Genomic DNA, 18,831 nt, shown 5'->3' on the forward strand with positions numbered 1-18,831 from the left:
GCGAGGGCTTGAAAATGACCCAAGAAGGATTTACTTATACACCACTTGTGATAAAAACGCATAAAAGAAGTAGATGGCTGTGACAAAAACAGACCGATGTGAACAAGAGTTCATGTCGGTCTGTTTTACGTTATAACTATTTTAAGAAATTGCAAGAGATGTTTGTGAATCAGGAAAATTCTTTGTCAACTGTAGATACATATTGACTTCCTTTTCTGATATACAATCATGGAATGGAAGTTTCTGAATATCACCAAAACTTGATAACTTAACTTTGATATTATGGTTATCCAGTAATGGTTTCAAGAACTTAGTTTCAAACGTGTCTTTGCCAAGTTGTTGGGCTTGAGAAATACGAAGTCTGACACTATCTTCTTGATTTTTATCCTTGCAACACTTACAGGCTGTAATAAAGTGAACTTTTATTTCACTTAAGTTGTAATCCTTGCATAGTGATAGCCAAGCATGCATTTTGATAAACGACATTGTAATCTGATGGAAAGCACCTGTGATTTTTTGAACATCAAAGCCCGATTTTAATTCTGCAAACACAAGGTGTTCCTTCTTAGAATTGTCATTTAGAAAAGCGATACCATCACAATCTTTATCGTCCAATTTAGAAGACATCTTGGAAGTAGTGTCTTTTACCCCTTTAACCAAGCTCTGGTCAAATCCCAAAAACTTACCATCGGCAGTCACTTCCAAATGGGTCATTGTAGCACTTTGTCCATGTTCTTCAACGACCCATTTGTTATTATATTCATGAGCATGCCCATTACTTATGGCTTTATCGAATATTGTTGTAAATGTTTTACTCAGTGACATCTTGTAAATAATCTCCTAAAATATCTTGATAATTCATGTTGTCCAAAATCGCATCTCTAAATGCAGCAAATGGAATACCATTACTTATGTCTTGCTTTACAGCAATTGACGTGTTATCAGCTTGCTTTCGCAACAAATAAGCGCCTATAATAGACTCATCTATTGACATATCCTCAACAATATTCACTTTCTCTGAAAGAGTTCTAAGCTTATCTGGATCATCCGTAGTCTTTTTTGCTTTTGCAAACATTATCAACTCGTTCAATCTCCTTAGGAAATAATCACTATGAGTAGTTATTTGCATTATAGCCCCATTATGACTAAGAGCACCGATAATATCAGCCATCATACGTTGCTTGAGTGGATGAAGATGAGCTTCAGGTTCTTCCACTAAGATTGCACATCTGCTAACATCCTGTTTCTTTGCCAAAATTTGCAGTGGAGCTATTTCACGAATAGAAGCTGCTGCTGCAGACACAGGCATTGAAGCGTCATTTGTAGTATAAATGTAAGTTGTTTCTTCTTTGTCTACTTCTCCTTCCAAAATCGTTCTAAACAACTTCAAGACTATTTCTGATGCAGTATCAGGTCTTGGTTTTATACGATTGAGTCCAGCCATATCGCTAAGGAACTCGGAATACATACCTGTAGTAGGTATGATTTGTTCTGTCAAGATAGGACCACGTGATGGTGGCAAAACGAATGTACTATCCAACTTTTGGTAATTGCCAAAGATGTAATCAATCAATACAAAACGCAACAGGAAAGCAAATGGAGACTCATCAAATTGTGTTTTTTCCTGGATTCTGAATCTCAGATTTCCCAGAGACAATATTGTATAAATCTCCTCTTTATCAACTAAACCTGTTAGCTCATTTTTATAGGTAAAAGCCATTGTATCAGGAACACTTTCAGGAAGTGTTATCTCTATCTGACCAGAAATTCCATCATATCCCAACATATAGCGGAGATAAAGAATAGCATCCTTTGCCATCCATGTTTCCAAATCCTGTTTTTTTATTTCCAGAGCAGTACCAACATCTTTAAAATCCTTAGATAGAATATTAAAATCAATATTGTTATCTACAAAGAAATGATTAAGTCTGCTGGTATTAATCAACAATTCGAAAAAGTAATGGCACAATAAAGCCAAGTAACTTTTACCCAATCCAGATTCTCCAGAAAACACCATAAGAGGAGATACCAGGATTTCAGAATCCCGGATTCTTCCCAATTGGTCTATTCTAACTTTAATACATTTCATATTTTCTCATTTTATAAGCAAAATATTGCTTTGATTTAACTTTTTTGGGTGTAAAATTACAAAAAACGTGGCAAATTTAAGAATTTATATTATTAATAATATATAAACCGACATTTTTTACCAATTAAAATGCAACTTTTATGCACAATTACATTCAAAATGAGCAACTATCATACATTTATTCCATGTTTTTCTATTATAGAAAGTGCATATTTCCCTATCTTTTCAAGAAGTATTTTGGGACTTCTTGGCTCCACCTATAATAGTAGCATTAACTAACGTTTTCGACGTTGCTGATGTCCAGGTCTCATCATTTTCATTGCCATCCCGAAGCACCTTCTTCTAAAGGCAAAATCATCCTCATCATCACGCTTTCCCCATCCTGTTCCTGGTCCACCTCCACCGCCATAACTTTGTGCTATTCTTGTAGCATTATCAAGATATCCCAAGTACAATGAAGCTGCGATTGAACAAATCGAAGCAGCATTTTCTGCCATACTAACAATAACAGAACCATCAAAAATATCGTCCATCATCTTATCCAAAAACTCTCTCTGTTCATACGAAAGTGAGTCTTTTAGAGCGTTATATTTGGATAGTCTGTTCTTCATGTCAAAAGCCGCAGAATGGTATCCTAGGGTTTCCATTTCATGAATTACTTGAACATTTACAGCCGGAGCGACTTCCTTGTATTTGGCTCTAATCTCCTGATATCTATCTTCTGCCCTTGCCGTTTTTTCAACAGCCAAAGCTGTCTTCTGCTCTTCTGAACTTCTCTTTTCTTCGGCTTCATGGGCTTTCGCTTCCAATTCTGCCTTCCGTAGTTCTGCACCATGGAGTTTGCTTTCTGCTATTTTCAGCTTATCAGTCTTGTCAAGTATTTTCTCTTCTGTCTTCTTGATTTCGGCATTGATTTGTGAAAGTTTGCGGTCTGCTTCTTCCTTAGAAATCTTTCCTGTAGTAAGGTCTTTATTGAGTTTTTCAACCTCATATTCCAGGTCAGCCTTATGAGTTTCAAGATTCTTGATCATAGTAGCCAATGCCTTCAGACGAGCTGCTGAATGCTTGATTTCCCTGCTGAGTGATGCAATAATACCACGCTGATTGGTAATCGTTGAATTCTGCTGTTCGATGGTTCTGGTGTTTTCTCGAACCTCTTCTTCCTTCTCCTGAGCATCCTTCCAGAGTTTCCTGCGATACTCTTCTGTGGTACGATGAACGGCTCCTGTCTCCTTGATGCTATCCCCTCTTTCCATACCATACTTCAATCCAACCTCCTCCGCATATTCGGTATGAAGGCTATCCATATATTCTGAAAGTGCATCCTTTGTATTATTCCCTTTCAAAAAAACACCGAAAAAGGAAAACTTATTTTTCTTTGTTATCGGCAGGACTGTACAATGGCAATGTGGATTCGTTTCGTCCAGATGAACGACAAAAGCAGCAATATTTTGCTCTCCATATTTTTTACACATGAAGGCATAAGCATCTTTTGCCCATGCCTCAATTTCCGGCATTCTCTTCAAGTCTGAATTGTCAGCTCCATGCTCCCAATCCACCTTCTGATTTCCAAAAGCAAGATTTCTCATTACTTCTCGGTTGCCACCCAAAATGAAGTTTGCAACGGTGCGGTAATACGGATCCTTCCCTTGATTTATTAAAGGAATATTGGGATCTTTAATTCCACGTGCTTCCAGATTCTCCTTAATTCTTTGTGGAATTGTTTTCATCTTATCAACCTCTTTTACTACTCCACCCTTCCCTATTTCAAAGTTGAGACGTTCTCTCGAAGGGTCATAATTCCATTGAGCTTTCTTTGCAGATTCTTTGTCAGCCATCCGTCTTAGATGCTCATTACTCTGTGATGTAGTGAAACCTTTTCCTGGTCTCATATCTATAACATTTTTTGGTCCACTCATGTTGCTGATTTTTTAAAGAAGGGTTCTTAGGGAAGTTTTCCCTGAGCCTAATACCCCACGGCTTGCCGCACGAATGTCAAAACGATTTACTTATCGTTTTTGGGGGATTTATAAGTTCCAGACGGAACTTAGTATTAGGCTACTAAAGACGTGAAAAACTTCCCTCTCATGCGCAAGCGCATTTGTAAAAGAACCTTACTTTGCGATTGTTACTATTTCTACTTGCTGATTTACTTTGTTTCTCTAGAAGAGATATGTGACGAGGCTGAGGAAAGCTGAGTAAGCGATAACTGAGCCATCTTGTCAAGTTCTTCTTTGCTAAGATTAGAGACTATAATGGTAGGATTAATGGAAACCATTTTAGCCCGAAGAATGAGTTTGATATCGATTACATTCATCTCTTGGAGAGATCTTAAAAATGAGACTACTGTCTGACGAGTCCATTTCCAGTCTTTGCTAAGTTGAGAAATGTAGTTGCGTTTCAGTTCTCCATTTTCAAGGCCATCAATATGCCGGGACAGCAAATACCGGAAAGCCTTGATTTTCGAAAAACGCTTTGGACTCACTATCATAAGATCATCACCTAAAAAGTCCATTAGCTCAAAAGGAACATATATTGAGTATTTCCTTTCGGCTGATTTCGTTGTTCCATTCATGGACTTTTGAACGATTTTTGCATCACCAATGTCTCTTGTTTTTTTATTTTCAAGTATCATATGAATGATTCTATATTTACAATCTATTATTTAAACTAATTCAATGACAAGGCTGTAGCAAAAGCTAAGCAGCCTTTCGGGAAATCTCTTTCCATTCTCGAAGCTCCCTTACAATGTGTCTGAGAGATTCTTTTGAGCCATCCTGTCCATGTCCTACGAACTTTGGAAAAATGGCTCCTGCGCCCAAAAGAATGTATATGCATTCAGAACCAATCAAGAGCCTTCCATCTATCAGGATGAGAACAACAGAAACTGCTGCCGACAATGAAAATATAACTTTCTTCTGATTCAAACAAGTAAGAACATTCTCAGCTATACGATAGTTGAAAAGCAGAAAGGTACATAACAGATTTATTGTTATTATATTGTAGGATGTTTGCGATGGGAGAAAAAACAGATTTTTCTCCCATACATTCCAAAGACAACTGATTCCCTCAGCTTTATTCATTTCCAAAAATGAAGAGCATTCTCCAATCAAGTGATTTGTTCTAATTGCATAGAGGGTAGTTTCGTAATCAACATACTGAACAGCCAGAAGAACCATCACCAAAGCCAGTGTAAAAAGTTTTCTTGCGCTCATACTGGTTTTCATCTTGTCGTAGTACCACGAAAGAAATGATCTTGCTTTCTTCACCACTCCACGAATCTTTGGCAAACATGCCATCATTGCTGTTGACAGATTTCTCAGAAGAGGTGATCTGTCCTGGTTGGGTTGAACCCAAGTATGATAAGCAAACGGAATGGCAGTTAATACAAACGCCAAAATTACTTTTAATGATAATATAAACATAACACCCGACTTTTAATAGAAATTTCTTAGTACCTCAGAGAACTTCTCTTTCTCCAGGATAAAGCACTGCTTTGGGGCAGAAGTATACTCCTTGGTAATCTGCCTGTACATGTTTTCCATGCTGTCATAGAAATGAACGGTCATGGAATCCACCACACCATACTGCCAGGAAGAGATATAGATGATATACATCCTGTTCTCTACAGGCATAGAATAAGCGACTACCTTGTAATCCTTGCCTTCACCTTCCTTCACGGCATATAGAACATGGCATCCGAGCTTCCTTGCCAGGTCATCTGTCAGTTCCTCTATCATGGCTTGTGAACAGAGTTGGAAATAAACCTCAGCATAATTGCCGTGCAACACTGTTTTCATCTCTAAGGAGTTGAACACCTCTGGTAGATTTTCTCTCATTTCTGAGAGGAAATCTGAGATAGAATCTTTCAAAACTTCATTTTCAAGCTGGTTGTAATCTACTAAAATATTCATAATATGTGCTATAAAGTTGTTGATAAATATGATTTCAAGAAATATTGAGAGAGGACTTCAGTAAATTTATCTTCCTCTTCTTTGGATTGCTTCTGCAAATCTAGTTTAGACAGAAGAGAAGGAATATATTTGGATATTTCGAGAAGTTCTTTTCTCTGCTCTTTCGTGAGAGCAGATGTGGAATAATCATCTATAGCCATGAATGGCTGAATGAGCATCCACCGGTAATTGGCTCTCTGTGTTCTATCGAGTTTCTTACCGCTTTCAATATCTTCTTTGCATGCTGCTGCATTCTGGATAATTCTACGGTTGTAGCGCATGGTAAGGTAAAGCATCGTACGGTCGTTCACATCATCAGCTTTGTTGCCGACAGAATCATATAAACCATCATATACCTTTGAGGTGGCATCAGTGAGCTGCTGAAGATGCTCATTGGAAACCTCGTTCAAATGCGTCATCAGAGAACGGAAGCATTTATCTTCCTTAGATATGAACTCAATCAGTTGCTCTTCCGTTCGGAATGGCTTGGCTTTGCTTAAAAGATAATAATAGGCACGAAGGGTTTCTTTGAGGGTTGGAAAAGCTTCCTGTTTATCCAAACGCTCGAAAAAGGAGATAGCCTCTTTGTAAGCATCTGCTTTTTCGATTTTCTCGCTGGATGTGGCGGTATTGAGTTTGAGATACATCACATCGTTTAAACTTCGAGGTTGCGAAAAAGCCAATCGCTTCAACTCTCCACGGATAGAGTCCGAGACCACAAAAAATGCCAAAGCCACCGGACTTCGTAAATTAATGGAAGTGTCACGTGAGAAAACGCTATAAGCCGAGTCTTGTGTTTCCAGCCAAGACGAGGTGGCTTTTGTAAGTTGTTCTATCGACATTTCCTTTTCTCCCTTCAAGGTTGCAAGCTCCTTCTTGCAGCCTTCTACTGCATCTACCGATGTTTCAAACTTCGGATGGCTATTGCAGCTGACCAGTAGAGATGCTATAGCCATCATACACAAAACGTGATTTTTTATCTTCATATAATTTTCGATTAATATTAAAACGCTGCAAAAGTATAAAATCTAGGCATAATAAAGAGCCTCGATTTGATATACCTTTGAAATTAACGTTTGCAAAACCTAGACAAAACGAATATATTACTAGTTATTAAGCAGTTAATAAAAAACATATAGATATAAAAACTGCAGCACCCTAAATCTTCGCAACAGATTTTGGGTGCTGCAGTTGATATAAAAAAGGAGCATACCTCATACAGATATACTCCTTTTTCTTTTTAGGTAAACAGATTCAATATGTTTTTTCCTTTTCCTCTAGCCTTTCTGATAGTATAAAAAGTACCACCCTTAGGCGTGCCATCGAAATAAGCAACCACACCTGCAGAGTGCGAAATCATGTAATCATTGCGAGCCAAATAGCATCCGGAGAAATAAACGTCACTCAAAACTATCGTTTCATCTGCCGATTCCAAAATCTTTCTGTAACGTTCTTGGTCTCGATGGTTCCACCGGTTACTCTGATTCGTGAAAGGTACCACCGCTATGAGTTTAAGGCTTGGAAGTGTTTTCTTTAAGGCTAATACTTCTTCGGCTGCCAACATATCAAAACCTAGAGCCATTCCGCAAAGATAAAATCTTATTCCTTTGATATATAAGTCTTTTATCTGCTTTCTCACATTCTGTCTTATCAGACCGGCTTTTGATGGGGCTATCGACCGATGCCCCGTAAAAGCCATTGTTTCATTCATATTATAGTTCATACCTTACGTTATTTGTATTTATAAAAAGTCTTACCTAAAAACATTCCTCCTACTACATTTGCTCCGTTCTCCTCTAGAAGATTGGCAAATCGAGCGTAACTTTTGCCGGTAGTTACCACATCATCAAATACGCAAACCTCTTTATCTTTGAAGAATGGTATATCGAAATCTATTATCTGAGGTCTAATTTCCTCTTTCTTCTTTCCTCTGCAATGTTCATGTACTGCCTTTCTGCTCTGCATAACTACAACATGAGAAAAACCATTCTCTATACCGGACAACTCGCTGACACGCTTACAGAATGCTCGAAAACGTGTAGAATAATCTTCTCTCTTGCTTGTTGGAACACAAACAAATGCCATTTTCTTTAATCTGTCTCCATACGTCTTTACAAGATGTTCTGCTGCAAGTTCAGCCACCTTCTCAAACGCATTGTCTCTAGCATCCTTGAATGCCCATACAAGTTTGCGAGCTGCAACTGCATCCTCACCAACATTCTTGATACGAGCAGGAAAGTACTTCATAAAGAACTCCATGTTCTTATCAAGCTGTCTCTGTAATATTTCGTCTATCTGTTTCATACTCTAAAATTTTAAATGGTTCAACATAAATTATTCTGGATTTGAGGATTCATTGCCTTTTACGGTTTTTTGTTCCTTTCGATCCGATATTTTTTTTATCATTCCGTCATCTCGTCATCATATAGCCTTTTTACGTGCATTAAGAAATGGTGGTTCCAAGAGTCAGAACACCAAACAATTCGGTAGAAAGTTTTTCGGAAAACCCAAATGTGCAACATTTGTGGAAGGCGTTCCGGAAAAGTTTTAGCCAAATAAAGCATCGCCTGGTGTTTGGTATCTGACAGAACCGCCATACCTTTGCACGGTAAAAAGCCAAATGATAGAGAGACGGCAACCACTATCATAAAAAAATAGAGGTCGAAGTAAGGAACAAAAATAGAATATAGATATAAAGAAAGCAATACTCCCATGCTTCAAGCATGCAATAAAGCAATAAACAAACAACACAATAGATAAACAACGCAATAACAATATAGATATATAAGTATATAGCTATATAACACAATAACAATATATATAAATAGATATAATCAAGCAAGATAACCCCCATCAAATTCTCCGTTTTTTCCACACTGCATGTGTGCCGTGGAAAGAAGACCTCTCTCCCGAAGCCCAGTAGCCACCCTCGTTTTGGCATTTGGGCAATGCGACATACGCCAGTATATTGCATTGGGGCTAGAGAAGAAGAGACTTGTAGGAAGAGTGTCATAAGCACGTGTCAAGCAGGATGGCCAAGGATGGCTTCCTGGTGGAGATGAGCATGGTTCATCTTCGCTGAAAAGGGAGCATCCCTGCCCATTCTGCAGACCTTCCTATATGTCTCTTCTTCGAAAAGGGGTGTGGTGGCGACAAGCCCCACATGAATGTTCGACCACTCTCCCGAAGCAGCTCTAAGGTGATGCATGCATCGCATTAGTGCAGTTTCCCTGTCTTCTCTGGAAGGACCACCAACGTTGTTCCTAGAAGAGAAAGCAGGGAAAGGGCTTAAACGGCGAAGGTATAGATATAAAAACCTACCATACAGCAGCTATGTGGTATAAAAGACAAAGCAATCTAGCAAAATAGCCACTATTTGCGCCAAAACAAAACCATCGGAGATACCTCTTGCACCGGTGAAGCTGAATGGTTCAACCGGATGGCTGCGACCGATGAGGGAGCAGCCCGAAAAAATGAAAAGAGGCAGCAACAGACTTGCCACCTCTGATAATCATTTACATTTACGTTTATGTCTCTTAAATTTAACGTAGTTAGGATCCAAAACCTTTATGTTATATGAATTTGAATTATCATATTTATTACGGCAATAAGAAAGTATTTTTTTCAATTCCTCGTGGCATTCTTCACGCTGCAAGGCTGAATAATTATAGTAATACGTAGAATCCTTATCCGCATAATCAACAAACATTCCTGCACTATCATTGCAACCGAAACAAGTTATATTATAGATAGGCTCTGTTGTTCTCATAAAAACCATATCACCAATTATAAGATATTTACTTGCTCTTTTTTTAATATTGGCTTTAGAAGTAGCATCACCTATCTCACCAGTCCAACGGCAAGCATTGTAATAATCATGCCCCCAAATTGCTTGTTGCCAATTCATTGTGTTAACAGTTTTGTTTTGTTCCAAAGGGTCAACATCAATTCTTTTCATGTCACGCCATTGAACATTGCGATAAAGTTTTCCTCTAAACACTCTGACTTCGCAATCTTCACAATTATAGCTTTTTACCACCATAACAAGAGGTGCGTCTTCCTTGCTACATTCCCTGATATTTACTGATGTAGAACTTTGAACCTCACGTATTCTTAACTTCTTACATCGAGGAGTAGGTAAATACTCCTCGTTGTAGCTAAAACTAATATACTGTTTCATAATTCAAATAGTAAGATGGTGGGGATATTCCCCACCTGATTAATAACTTTATACATTAGCTGGCGTTCAGCCATCTAGTGTTTGTAATTCTCGTTTGTGCTCCGGCAATTCTGTATTCCTTTGCATCTTTCTTCACTTGGGAGTATGATTCACAACTCTTGTCGTAAACACTTTCTTTTTCCCAACCGCTACCCCAGTTAGTCCAAATTGCCCAACCATAGCAATATTTATTTTTCTTCTTCATAATCGTAATTCTAATTGTTAATACCTTGATTACACTTGCTAGGGCATTTATGCAGTCTGCAAGTATAGTAATCGTAATCTTGTGATATTGGAGAGAAGTGATAAACATGATGCTTGCACCCTCCGCAAATTCGTTCTTCCGATATTGTAATCATACCATTACTCTTTCCACCAATCAGAAACATCGCTTCTCTTAAGATTGCGCATTTCCAAAAACTCTTTAAGGGTACTGCAATAAGTATTCATAGAATAGCAGTCTCCTTTTAAAATTACATGTACTTCCTTTGCCATAAATATCAATCTCCTATCTGCTTAAAGATTAAAGTTACTCTTTCAAATGGTTAGGAGTCCAAACCTCAACTTCCCATTCATACCCAACGTTGTTGCACTGGCTTTGGTTCATTCTTCGGATGTCCTCAGCCTGTTCCTTTGTGATAGGCTCGCTCTCCAACTTCATTAGTTTTTTGATACTAGCCTCTTTGTTTGTCCCGATGTATACCAAATCCTTGCTATCATGGGAGTTCCAATTATCTGTACGATAAAAGAGAAATACATTCATACTCTAAAATTTTAAATGGTTCAACATAAATTATTCTGGATTTGAGGATTCATTGCCTTTTACGGTTTTTTGTTCCTTTCGATCCGATATTTTTTTTATCATTCCGTCATCTCGTCATCATATAGCCTTTTTACGTGCATTAAGAAATGGTGGTTCCTAGGAGTCAGAACACCAAACAATTCGGTAGAAAGTTTTTTGGAAAACCCAAATGTGCAACATTTGTGGAAGGCGTTCCGGAAAAGTTTTAGCCGAATAAGGCATCGCCTGGTGTTTGGTATCTGACAGAACCACCATACCTTTGCACCGTAAAAAGCCAAATGACAGAGAGACGGCAACCACAATAATAAAAAAATAGAGGTCGAAGTAAGGAACAAAAATAGAAAATAGATATAAAGAAAGTTATACTCCCATGCTGCAAGCATGCAATAAAGCAATAGAAAAACAACACAATACCTATATAGATATATAAGCATATAGCTATATATAAATAGAAACATATAGATATATACAGTAATACCCAAATACTAGGTATAGAAAAAGGAACTGACTAATTAATAGCCAGCTCCTTATATAGTATAGAATATGAATATAAGAAATGTCTTCTTACTGAGCCTTCTTCTGAACCTGTTCAATCTTGGTAGCTACAAGTCTGTACTGGTTAACGCTCTTACCATCCTTGGTGTATGGATCAGCCTTAAAAAATCCTTCAATCTTGATGAGAGAGCCTTTCTTCAGGAGTTCCTGTGTGGCAGCATCATCATTCTTGATCCATGTTTCAATATTGACGATGGCAGACTTAACCACTTCTGTGTTACCATTCTTTTCTGAAGTCTTGAAAGACAATCCGAAGCGAGCGATGCTGCTCTTTTCAAAGTTCTTAACTTCTGCGTCCTTAACGACGAAACCTGAGATAGTGAAATTGTTCATTGCATTCATAATTGTATTTTTTAAATTGTTACTACTAATTTTACGTGCTAAAGACAAGCAAACAGAAAGCAGGTGAGCACGGCAAGAGATACCCAATATTATTTTCACCCCTTGGGCTTTGGGAGTTTTTGATTAAGGAGCAACTGCACCCAAAAAGTCTGAAAAAAATATTGAGGTAAGCAGGATGTGTGCCCTTGCCAACACCGTCTGTGCTAACTTTGCAAAGTAAAATGGTGGTGACAAAATATCAAAAAATGCTTTGAAGCAAAGAACTATACTTTCACTAAAGGTTTTGATACTAAAGACGTGGATAAAAGATAAGAACGAAAGAGCAGCACCAGCCAATTCCTATGCAAAAAGACCTTAGAAAAGAATGGAAACTATAAAAAAGAAGTAATCGTCAACATTGAAACGATTAAACAATACGCTGCCACCAACTCTTGAAAAAAGACTGTATGTAGAGATCGGATTTGGCTGAAACATTCATTAAGGATAAAGGTAAGAAATAGCATAACCGGAAGCACACTGCCAGGATATCAAGAACAGATAGTAAGAATGCTCAATGAAAGATAGAAATACCGCAACAACTGTTATTCTAGCCATAATAAGGAGCCTAAAGATATGACAGTTCCCTTAAAGATAGAATACCTAATATGCCCAAAAATACAATAGATAAACAATACAATACCTATATAGATATATAAGTATATAGCAATATAACGCAATAGCAATATATATAAATAGATATAACCAAGCAGAAAAACATCAAACCCTCCGTTCTTTCCACACTGCACCTGTGCCGTGGAAAGAAGACCTCTCTCCCCTGCCCAGTAGCCACCCTCGGTTTGGCAGCTGGGCAATGCAACATGCGCCAGCATACTTGCATTGGGGCTAGAGAAGAAGAGAGTTGTAGGAAGAGTGCCATAGGCACGTGTCAAGAAGGATGGCCAAGGATGGCTCCCTGGTGGAGATGAGCATGGTTCATCTTCGCTGAAAAGGGAGCATCCCTTCCCATTCTGCAGACCTTCCTATATGTCTCTTCTTCAAAAAGGGGTGTGGTGGCGGCAAGCCCCACATGAAGGGTCGACCTCTCTCCCGAAGCTGCTCTAAGGTGATGCATGCATTGCATTAGTGCAGTTTCCCTGTCTTCCCTGGAAGGGTCACCAACGTTGTTCCTGGAAGAGAAAGCAGGGAAAGGGTTTAAACGGCGAAGGTATAGATATAAAGAAAAACCTACCACATAGCCATTATATGGTATAAAAACAAAGTGAACTAGCATAATATCCTTTATTTGCGCCAAACAAAACCATCGGAGATACCTCTTGCACCGGTGAAGCTGAATGGTTCAACCGGATGGCTGCGACCGATGAAGGAGCAGTCCGAAAAAGGAGACCAGTTTTACAATCTCCTTTTATATATAAATTATTTCTTCATTTCTTCCTCGATTTTGGCATAAACCGCACCGTAAAGCATATCAAGATTGCCTGAAATGACATCATCAGACAAATTTTGCCAATCTTCATCAACGATTTCCTTACCTTTAGCCATATACCACAAAGTATCATTTTCCAACTTGATTTGCATTACCTCAACTTCTTCAACATCCTCGCATACATCTAGAGAACGGATAATATATGCAAAATAGCTAATATCTTCCCCATTCTCATTTTGAGTCAAGTCAAGAATTGTCTGACTTGCAGAAAGCATTAATTTTTTAATACACTGCAACATTTCTTCGTGGAGTTTTTCTTTTCTTGAAGAAAAGTCCACCTTCGAAGGCATATTCTTGCTCTTAGGAGTATATGTTTCGTTAACAACCTCAATTCCATTGCCATGCATATAGTAGCACATGTCGGGGTTAAGATTGAGGTGTTCTCCGTCAAACATATAGTCTTCCAAGTCTTCTATATTTTCACTATTCCAATTAGTTGGGCAATTATTAATAATTCTTACCTGAGAATTTTCATAGTCTAAAATTACGAGTTTCATAATAAAAGTTTGTGTTTTATGGAGAGGTGGTTAGCCTCTCCGTTTCCTTTTAATCTGTTACTGTGTAGAAGTAATCCAACTCCTCGCCCTTAAGATTGTTAAGAGCATATTGGTCTGCTATTTCCCAAAAATCATTGTACATGGCAGCCAAAGCAGCATTTTTCTCAAACCATTGCCAAATCTTATGATTTAGCACCATCACTAATTCGGTAAGGTATTTATAGTTACCTTTCCATTCTGCAAAGGCACGCTTGAACGTGTCTGCTACGGCTGAAGTGCCAAAAGCATCTGCCACCGAGAAATCATTCCAAAAAGTGGTAATTGGCTTGTAGCCACAAACCGCCTCAATATTCCAAACAGGTACCTTAACTGCAATTTCAAACATAATCTAACTTTTTTTAAAGGGTTCAACATAAATTATTCTGGATTTGAGGATTCATTGCCTTTTACGGTTTTTTGTTAACTTTTTCATAGACGTATTAATTAATCATCAATAACATCAAATGTTACACATTCCTTTTCTCCATTACCTTCTAAGATACCTTTGTCGTATTGGTCTCTTGCCATATTCTCTGCCTCTGCCTCGTTTGCGGCTTCAACGCTTACTTGAAAAACTATTTTTTCAACGATTTCAACTTGATATTTTTTCATATTATTTCCTTTAGTTAATCTTATCCGGTAACCTTTCAACTACCGGATAAGAACATTAAACATGATACTACTTAGTCCCGATAATCATTTGCTTGACTTCCTCATAACTTTCTTTCGTTATAAATTTGCGCCCCTCAACGTTACGCTTTGTTGTGTGTATGAGGGTAATCACACAAACCTCCTTGCCGTCCTTATAATCTTCGGTTGGCTCAATGCAAGCAATCTCGTCGGTATTAACCAATACTTTTGTTCCTGCTGTCACTTCAATGAATTTGCTCATATCTAAATCCTTTCATTAAATCAATATACATTCACATGGGTAGTTGCAAGTGGCTTTTCTGTAAATCCAAGCTCTTTGCAATACACGTTTACATTCACTCTAGAGCCGGTTCCAAAGTGCCGTCTCAGATTTCCGCTCTCCAAATCACGATTAATCTTTCGGTTAATCGCCTGTTTCAGACCTCTCTCAGTAGAGAAAGTAATACTGCTGTGAAAATCTAGGATAGTCCATGATTCACCATTGCAGTCATAATGAAGATTTGCATTCATACTCTAACTATTTTAAATGGTTCAACATAAAAATTTATTCTGGATTTGAGGATTCATTGCCTTTTACGGTTTTTTGTTCCTTTCGATCCGATATTTTTTTTATCATTCCGTCATCTCGTCATCATATAGCCTTTTTACGTGCATTCAGAAATGGTGGTTCCAAGAGTCAGAACACCAAACAATTCGGTAGAAAGTTTTTCGGAAAACCCAAATGTGCAACATTTGTGGAAGGCGTTCCGAAAAAGTTTTAGCCGAATAAGGCATCGCCTGGTGTTTGGTATCTGACAGAACCGCCATACCTTTGCATCGTAAAAAGCCAAATGATAGAGAGACGGCAACCACAATCATAAAAAATAGAGGTCGTAGTAAGGAACAAAAATAAAATATAGATATAAAGAAAGTAATCCCCCATGCTGCAAGCATGCAATAAAGCAATAGATAAATAACGCAATACCTATATAGATATATAAGCCAATAGTAATATAACACAATAACAATATATATAAATAGATATAACCAAGCAGAAGGAAACCAATCATATAGCCTCTATATGGTATAAAAACAAAGCGACCTACCATAATAGCCACTATTTGCGCCAAAACAACAACCATCGGAGATACCTCTTGCACCGGTGAAGCTGAATGGTTCAACCGGATGGCTGCGACCGATGAGGGAGCAGCCCGAAACTCAAAAAAAAATAGGAACCTAGAAAATCTCTAGATTCCTATCATTTATATTTTTACCAAAAAGATTACATTATCAATGCCGTCTCTCTCCACCATTTAGTTTTTCTCCATTAAGTTCTCTACAAGAGTCTCCTTACTTTCAAAAATCTCTTTGACAAGTCTAGGAAGATATTCACCCTTTTCTGTCTTCAATACTACGTAATCATCCATAGCCAAAGAGCGAATCTTGTCAATAATATCCTCTTTTTCCGAGTCACTCATCTTAGGGGTATTTCCTCTTGTGAAGTAGAAACCAATAAAGTAGTACAACTTTTCAGCCATATCACCTAGAAGAGCATTGTGTGCTTCTCCTTTTGATTTGCCACGTGAAAGAGAAAGATAGATGATTTCGCCCTTCATAATCTTATTTTCATGCATAGTGTATACTTTCTGATTAACAAAAAAGTTACTCTGTATTATTGTGTTAGTGTCCTTTGTCACGCACAAATCATTGGCAAGCGTCATGCATGCGTAAACCTTTTCTCCGGTTGCAAGTGCCTTGGTGATGCGGTCGAAGATTTCTTGCTCGGTTGGAGTTCTTTTTTCACCATCCTCTTCATCCTCGATGTCGTAATCATACCCCCATCCATCTTTACCAGTAATATAAAGACCTGCACTTTGTGCCTTTACTACGTCTTGGATAGTCGCAACCTCGACACCAACGATGTTCTTAAATACATTAATAGCATTATTTACATTCATACTCTAAAATTTTAAATGGTTCAACATAAAATTTATTCTGGATTTGAGGATTCGTTGCCTTTTACGGTTTTTTGTTCCTTTCAATCCGATATTTTTTTTATCATTCCGTCATCTCGTCATCATATAGCCTTTTTACGTGCATTAAGAAATGGTGGTTCCCAAGAGTCAGAACACCAAACAATTCGGTAGAAAGTTTTTTGGAAAACCCAAATGTGCAACATTTGTGGAAGGCATTCCGGAAAAGTTTTAGCCGAATAAGGCATCGCCTGGTGTTTGGTATCTGACAGAACCACCATACCTTTGCACCGTAAAAAGCCAGATGATAGAGAGACGGCAACCACTATCATAAAAAATAGAGGTCGAAGTAAGGAACAAAAATAAAATATAGATATAAAGAAAGTAATACCCCCATACTGTAAGCATGCAATAAAGCAATAGACAAATAGCACAATACCTATATAGAAATATAAGTATATAGCTATATAACACAATAACAATATATATAAATAGATATAACCAAATAGCCGCTATATGGCATAAAAACAAAACGACCTAGCATAATAGCCACTATTTGCGCCAAAACAACAACCATCGGAGATACCTATTGCACCGGTGAAGCTGAATGGTTCAACCGGAAGGCTGCGACCGATGAAGGAGCTGCTAGGAAAAACTAAAAAAGTCATCCACTCGGCAGATGGATGACTTTTTTAGAAAAAATCCATCCCTATTTTATTTAACCTCTCTTGTATAATCCTGTGTCTCGTTTTTATCCTTATTTTCAATACGAATCTGAACCAACGTCTTTGACGGTATTGTTTCTGGAATCCGAGACATCAATTCTTTAATAATTTCATTTACATTATTATATCCAACATCTTCAACCTGAGCAAGAACCTTGCCTCTAAAATACAAAGTACCCTTAATGAGTTGCTTATATGAGAATCTGGTAAACTGCTTTGGATCCTTCTCATCATGATTATGTCGTGTAGTTTTATCTTCTGTAAAGAATATCTTATTTATCACCTTCTCGTTTAATGCCCAGGCAGGAGAAAAGTCTATCTTTACATAAGTACGTGTAACCCTATTTTTATCAGAGTGGTTCATCGCAAAACCAACATCAGATAAGGTAGCACCACACTCATTTTGAGCAACAGTTGCCCAAGTATGGCGAAATGTATAGACACAATAAGTCTTGCCATGAGCCAATCCTAGCGATTTCTCGCAAATCTGACGTATTCCTACATTAACATTAGCGTTGAAACTGTCACTTGTTGACATGCGCTGATGAAAATCAAAAAGATATGGAGAAGACGTTTTATCCATATACTTGTCAAATATAGGAAGCAATATACCAGGAACTCTCATTTCGATGTAAGCATTATCATTTCTAGCATTCTTTGTTTTTGCACGCTCATAAGCTATGATGCCATCCTTATAGTCTTCCTTTTTGAGCAGGTAGATATCTACCGTATTCATACCGGCAAGGCACATGACCATCATGGCTACATCTCGTCCCATCTCAGCCAAAGGTTTTTTCCTGTCACTCTCCGGGAGTGGGGCAGAGAAAAATTCCCTGGCTTTCTCCATTGTGATAGCCTTCTTCTCCGGAACATCTGCTTTCGGTATTTTAATCTTTATCCAGGGATTGGTTGTTATACGAATAACACCACTGTCATAGTCATTGAAGTCAATCAATGCTTGTTTGAATATCTGTCTTATGCAAACCGGGTACATTTCTTTAGCTCTGGCTGTCTTTTCCAGTGACTTGATCCATCCATTTATAAGATGAGAAGTGAGCTGTGAGAACATCAGTTTGTTGGTTCCGGTGTATCTTTCAAGATGCTGGTATGCCAGTTCATAGTTACGAGCATTTCGCTCGTGACCACTGTTATACATATCATCGTGATATTTTCTTGCATAGTCAGAGAAGCATACATCATCAGTACCCTTCTCCAGATACGCCACTACATCATGGACATCCCATTTCCTTATCTCCACCTTATTCAGCATTTCTGCAAAATGAGCAATTTTATTAGAACAGGCTTGAAGAACAAAAGGGTCTTTAACCTCTTTGTTCTTCTTGTTGATGCCCTTTGCGTCAACTATCTTATCTGTTCTCAAATACTTTACGCCACGGTTGTGCGTAATTCTTATATATACGGCATAGAATCCGTCATTTCTCTGTTTCTGTACTACTACTTTAAATGTTGCCATATTCTTCTAAACACGTTCTAAACATCAATATAAATTTCTCAAAAACATTT

20 protein-coding genes are annotated in these 18,831 nt (G+C 38.0%); all 20 read right to left on the reverse strand.

Annotated features, from left to right (window positions below):
• Positions 1-141: 141 nt before the first annotated feature.
• The 20 genes from ACWJAO_RS05670 to ACWJAO_RS05765 all read right to left on the reverse strand — a co-directional run bounded on the left by ACWJAO_RS05670 (position 142) and on the right by ACWJAO_RS05765 (position 18,781).
• Positions 142-825, reverse strand: a complete 684-nt coding sequence (locus ACWJAO_RS05670) for a hypothetical protein (RefSeq protein ID WP_449139558.1) — start codon at positions 823-825, stop codon at positions 142-144.
• Positions 812-2,089, reverse strand: coding sequence for an AAA family ATPase (locus ACWJAO_RS05675; protein ID WP_449139559.1), 1,278 nt, complete (start codon positions 2,087-2,089; stop codon positions 812-814). The genes ACWJAO_RS05670 and ACWJAO_RS05675 overlap by 14 nt, the downstream gene beginning before the upstream one ends.
• A gap of 275 nt (positions 2,090-2,364) precedes the next feature.
• Positions 2,365-4,008 (reverse strand): MobV family relaxase, encoded by a 1,644-nt coding sequence (gene mobV / locus ACWJAO_RS05680; protein WP_449139560.1) that lies wholly within the window; start codon positions 4,006-4,008, stop codon positions 2,365-2,367.
• 230 nt (positions 4,009-4,238) lie between these two features.
• Positions 4,239-4,724, reverse strand: a complete 486-nt coding sequence (locus ACWJAO_RS05685; RefSeq protein ID WP_449139561.1) for a hypothetical protein — start codon at positions 4,722-4,724, stop codon at positions 4,239-4,241.
• 64 nt (positions 4,725-4,788) lie between these two features.
• Entirely contained in the window at positions 4,789-5,514 is a 726-nt protein-coding gene (locus tag ACWJAO_RS05690) for a hypothetical protein (RefSeq protein ID WP_449139562.1), read from the reverse strand.
• Between the two features lie 12 nt (positions 5,515-5,526).
• On the reverse strand, positions 5,527-6,003 hold the full coding sequence (locus ACWJAO_RS05695; protein ID WP_294823341.1) for a hypothetical protein: 477 nt from the start codon (positions 6,001-6,003) through the stop codon (positions 5,527-5,529).
• Between the two features lie 8 nt (positions 6,004-6,011).
• Positions 6,012-7,001, reverse strand: coding sequence for a hypothetical protein (locus ACWJAO_RS05700; RefSeq protein ID WP_449139563.1), 990 nt, complete (start codon positions 6,999-7,001; stop codon positions 6,012-6,014).
• A 281-nt stretch (positions 7,002-7,282) separates the two neighbouring features.
• Entirely contained in the window at positions 7,283-7,765 is a 483-nt protein-coding gene (locus ACWJAO_RS05705) for an SLOG family protein (protein ID WP_449139564.1), read from the reverse strand.
• 8 nt (positions 7,766-7,773) lie between these two features.
• Positions 7,774-8,346, reverse strand: a complete 573-nt coding sequence (locus ACWJAO_RS05710; protein WP_153113940.1) for a ribonucleotide-diphosphate reductase subunit alpha — start codon at positions 8,344-8,346, stop codon at positions 7,774-7,776.
• Between the two features lie 1,207 nt (positions 8,347-9,553).
• The gene (locus tag ACWJAO_RS05715) at positions 9,554-10,222 is read right to left on the reverse strand and encodes a hypothetical protein (protein WP_287835285.1); all 669 of its coding nucleotides are present in this window, start codon (positions 10,220-10,222) and stop codon (positions 9,554-9,556) included.
• Positions 10,223-10,277: 55 nt separating this feature from the next.
• Positions 10,278-10,466, reverse strand: coding sequence for a hypothetical protein (locus ACWJAO_RS05720; RefSeq protein ID WP_153089450.1), 189 nt, complete (start codon positions 10,464-10,466; stop codon positions 10,278-10,280).
• Positions 10,467-10,790: 324 nt separating this feature from the next.
• Positions 10,791-11,024, reverse strand: a complete 234-nt coding sequence (locus ACWJAO_RS05725) for a hypothetical protein (RefSeq protein WP_153112804.1) — start codon at positions 11,022-11,024, stop codon at positions 10,791-10,793.
• A 603-nt stretch (positions 11,025-11,627) separates the two neighbouring features.
• Positions 11,628-11,960, reverse strand: a complete 333-nt coding sequence (locus tag ACWJAO_RS05730) for a single-stranded DNA-binding protein (protein WP_153091041.1) — start codon at positions 11,958-11,960, stop codon at positions 11,628-11,630.
• Positions 11,961-13,373: 1,413 nt separating this feature from the next.
• Positions 13,374-13,940 (reverse strand): hypothetical protein, encoded by a 567-nt coding sequence (locus tag ACWJAO_RS05735; protein ID WP_449139565.1) that lies wholly within the window; start codon positions 13,938-13,940, stop codon positions 13,374-13,376.
• A gap of 49 nt (positions 13,941-13,989) precedes the next feature.
• Positions 13,990-14,325: a hypothetical protein gene (locus ACWJAO_RS05740; RefSeq protein WP_153091044.1), complete on the reverse strand. Its 336-nt coding sequence runs from the start codon at positions 14,323-14,325 to the stop codon at positions 13,990-13,992.
• Positions 14,326-14,423: 98 nt separating this feature from the next.
• Positions 14,424-14,591, reverse strand: a complete 168-nt coding sequence (locus ACWJAO_RS05745) for a DpnD/PcfM family protein (protein WP_270533265.1) — start codon at positions 14,589-14,591, stop codon at positions 14,424-14,426.
• Positions 14,592-14,658: 67 nt separating this feature from the next.
• Positions 14,659-14,871 (reverse strand): hypothetical protein, encoded by a 213-nt coding sequence (locus ACWJAO_RS05750; protein ID WP_449139566.1) that lies wholly within the window; start codon positions 14,869-14,871, stop codon positions 14,659-14,661.
• A 20-nt stretch (positions 14,872-14,891) separates the two neighbouring features.
• Positions 14,892-15,140 carry a hypothetical protein gene (locus ACWJAO_RS05755; protein WP_449139567.1) on the reverse strand — a complete coding sequence of 83 codons (249 nt, stop codon included), beginning with the start codon at positions 15,138-15,140 and terminating at the stop codon, positions 14,892-14,894.
• Positions 15,141-15,922: 782 nt separating this feature from the next.
• On the reverse strand, positions 15,923-16,567 hold the full coding sequence (locus ACWJAO_RS05760; RefSeq protein WP_270533272.1) for a hypothetical protein: 645 nt from the start codon (positions 16,565-16,567) through the stop codon (positions 15,923-15,925).
• A gap of 729 nt (positions 16,568-17,296) precedes the next feature.
• A complete protein-coding gene (locus ACWJAO_RS05765; protein WP_449139568.1) occupies positions 17,297-18,781 on the reverse strand; it encodes a phage integrase SAM-like domain-containing protein in 1,485 nt (494 codons plus the stop codon).
• Between the last annotated feature and the right edge of the window lie 50 nt (positions 18,782-18,831).

The sequence above is a fragment of the Segatella sp. genome (assembly GCF_977051555.1).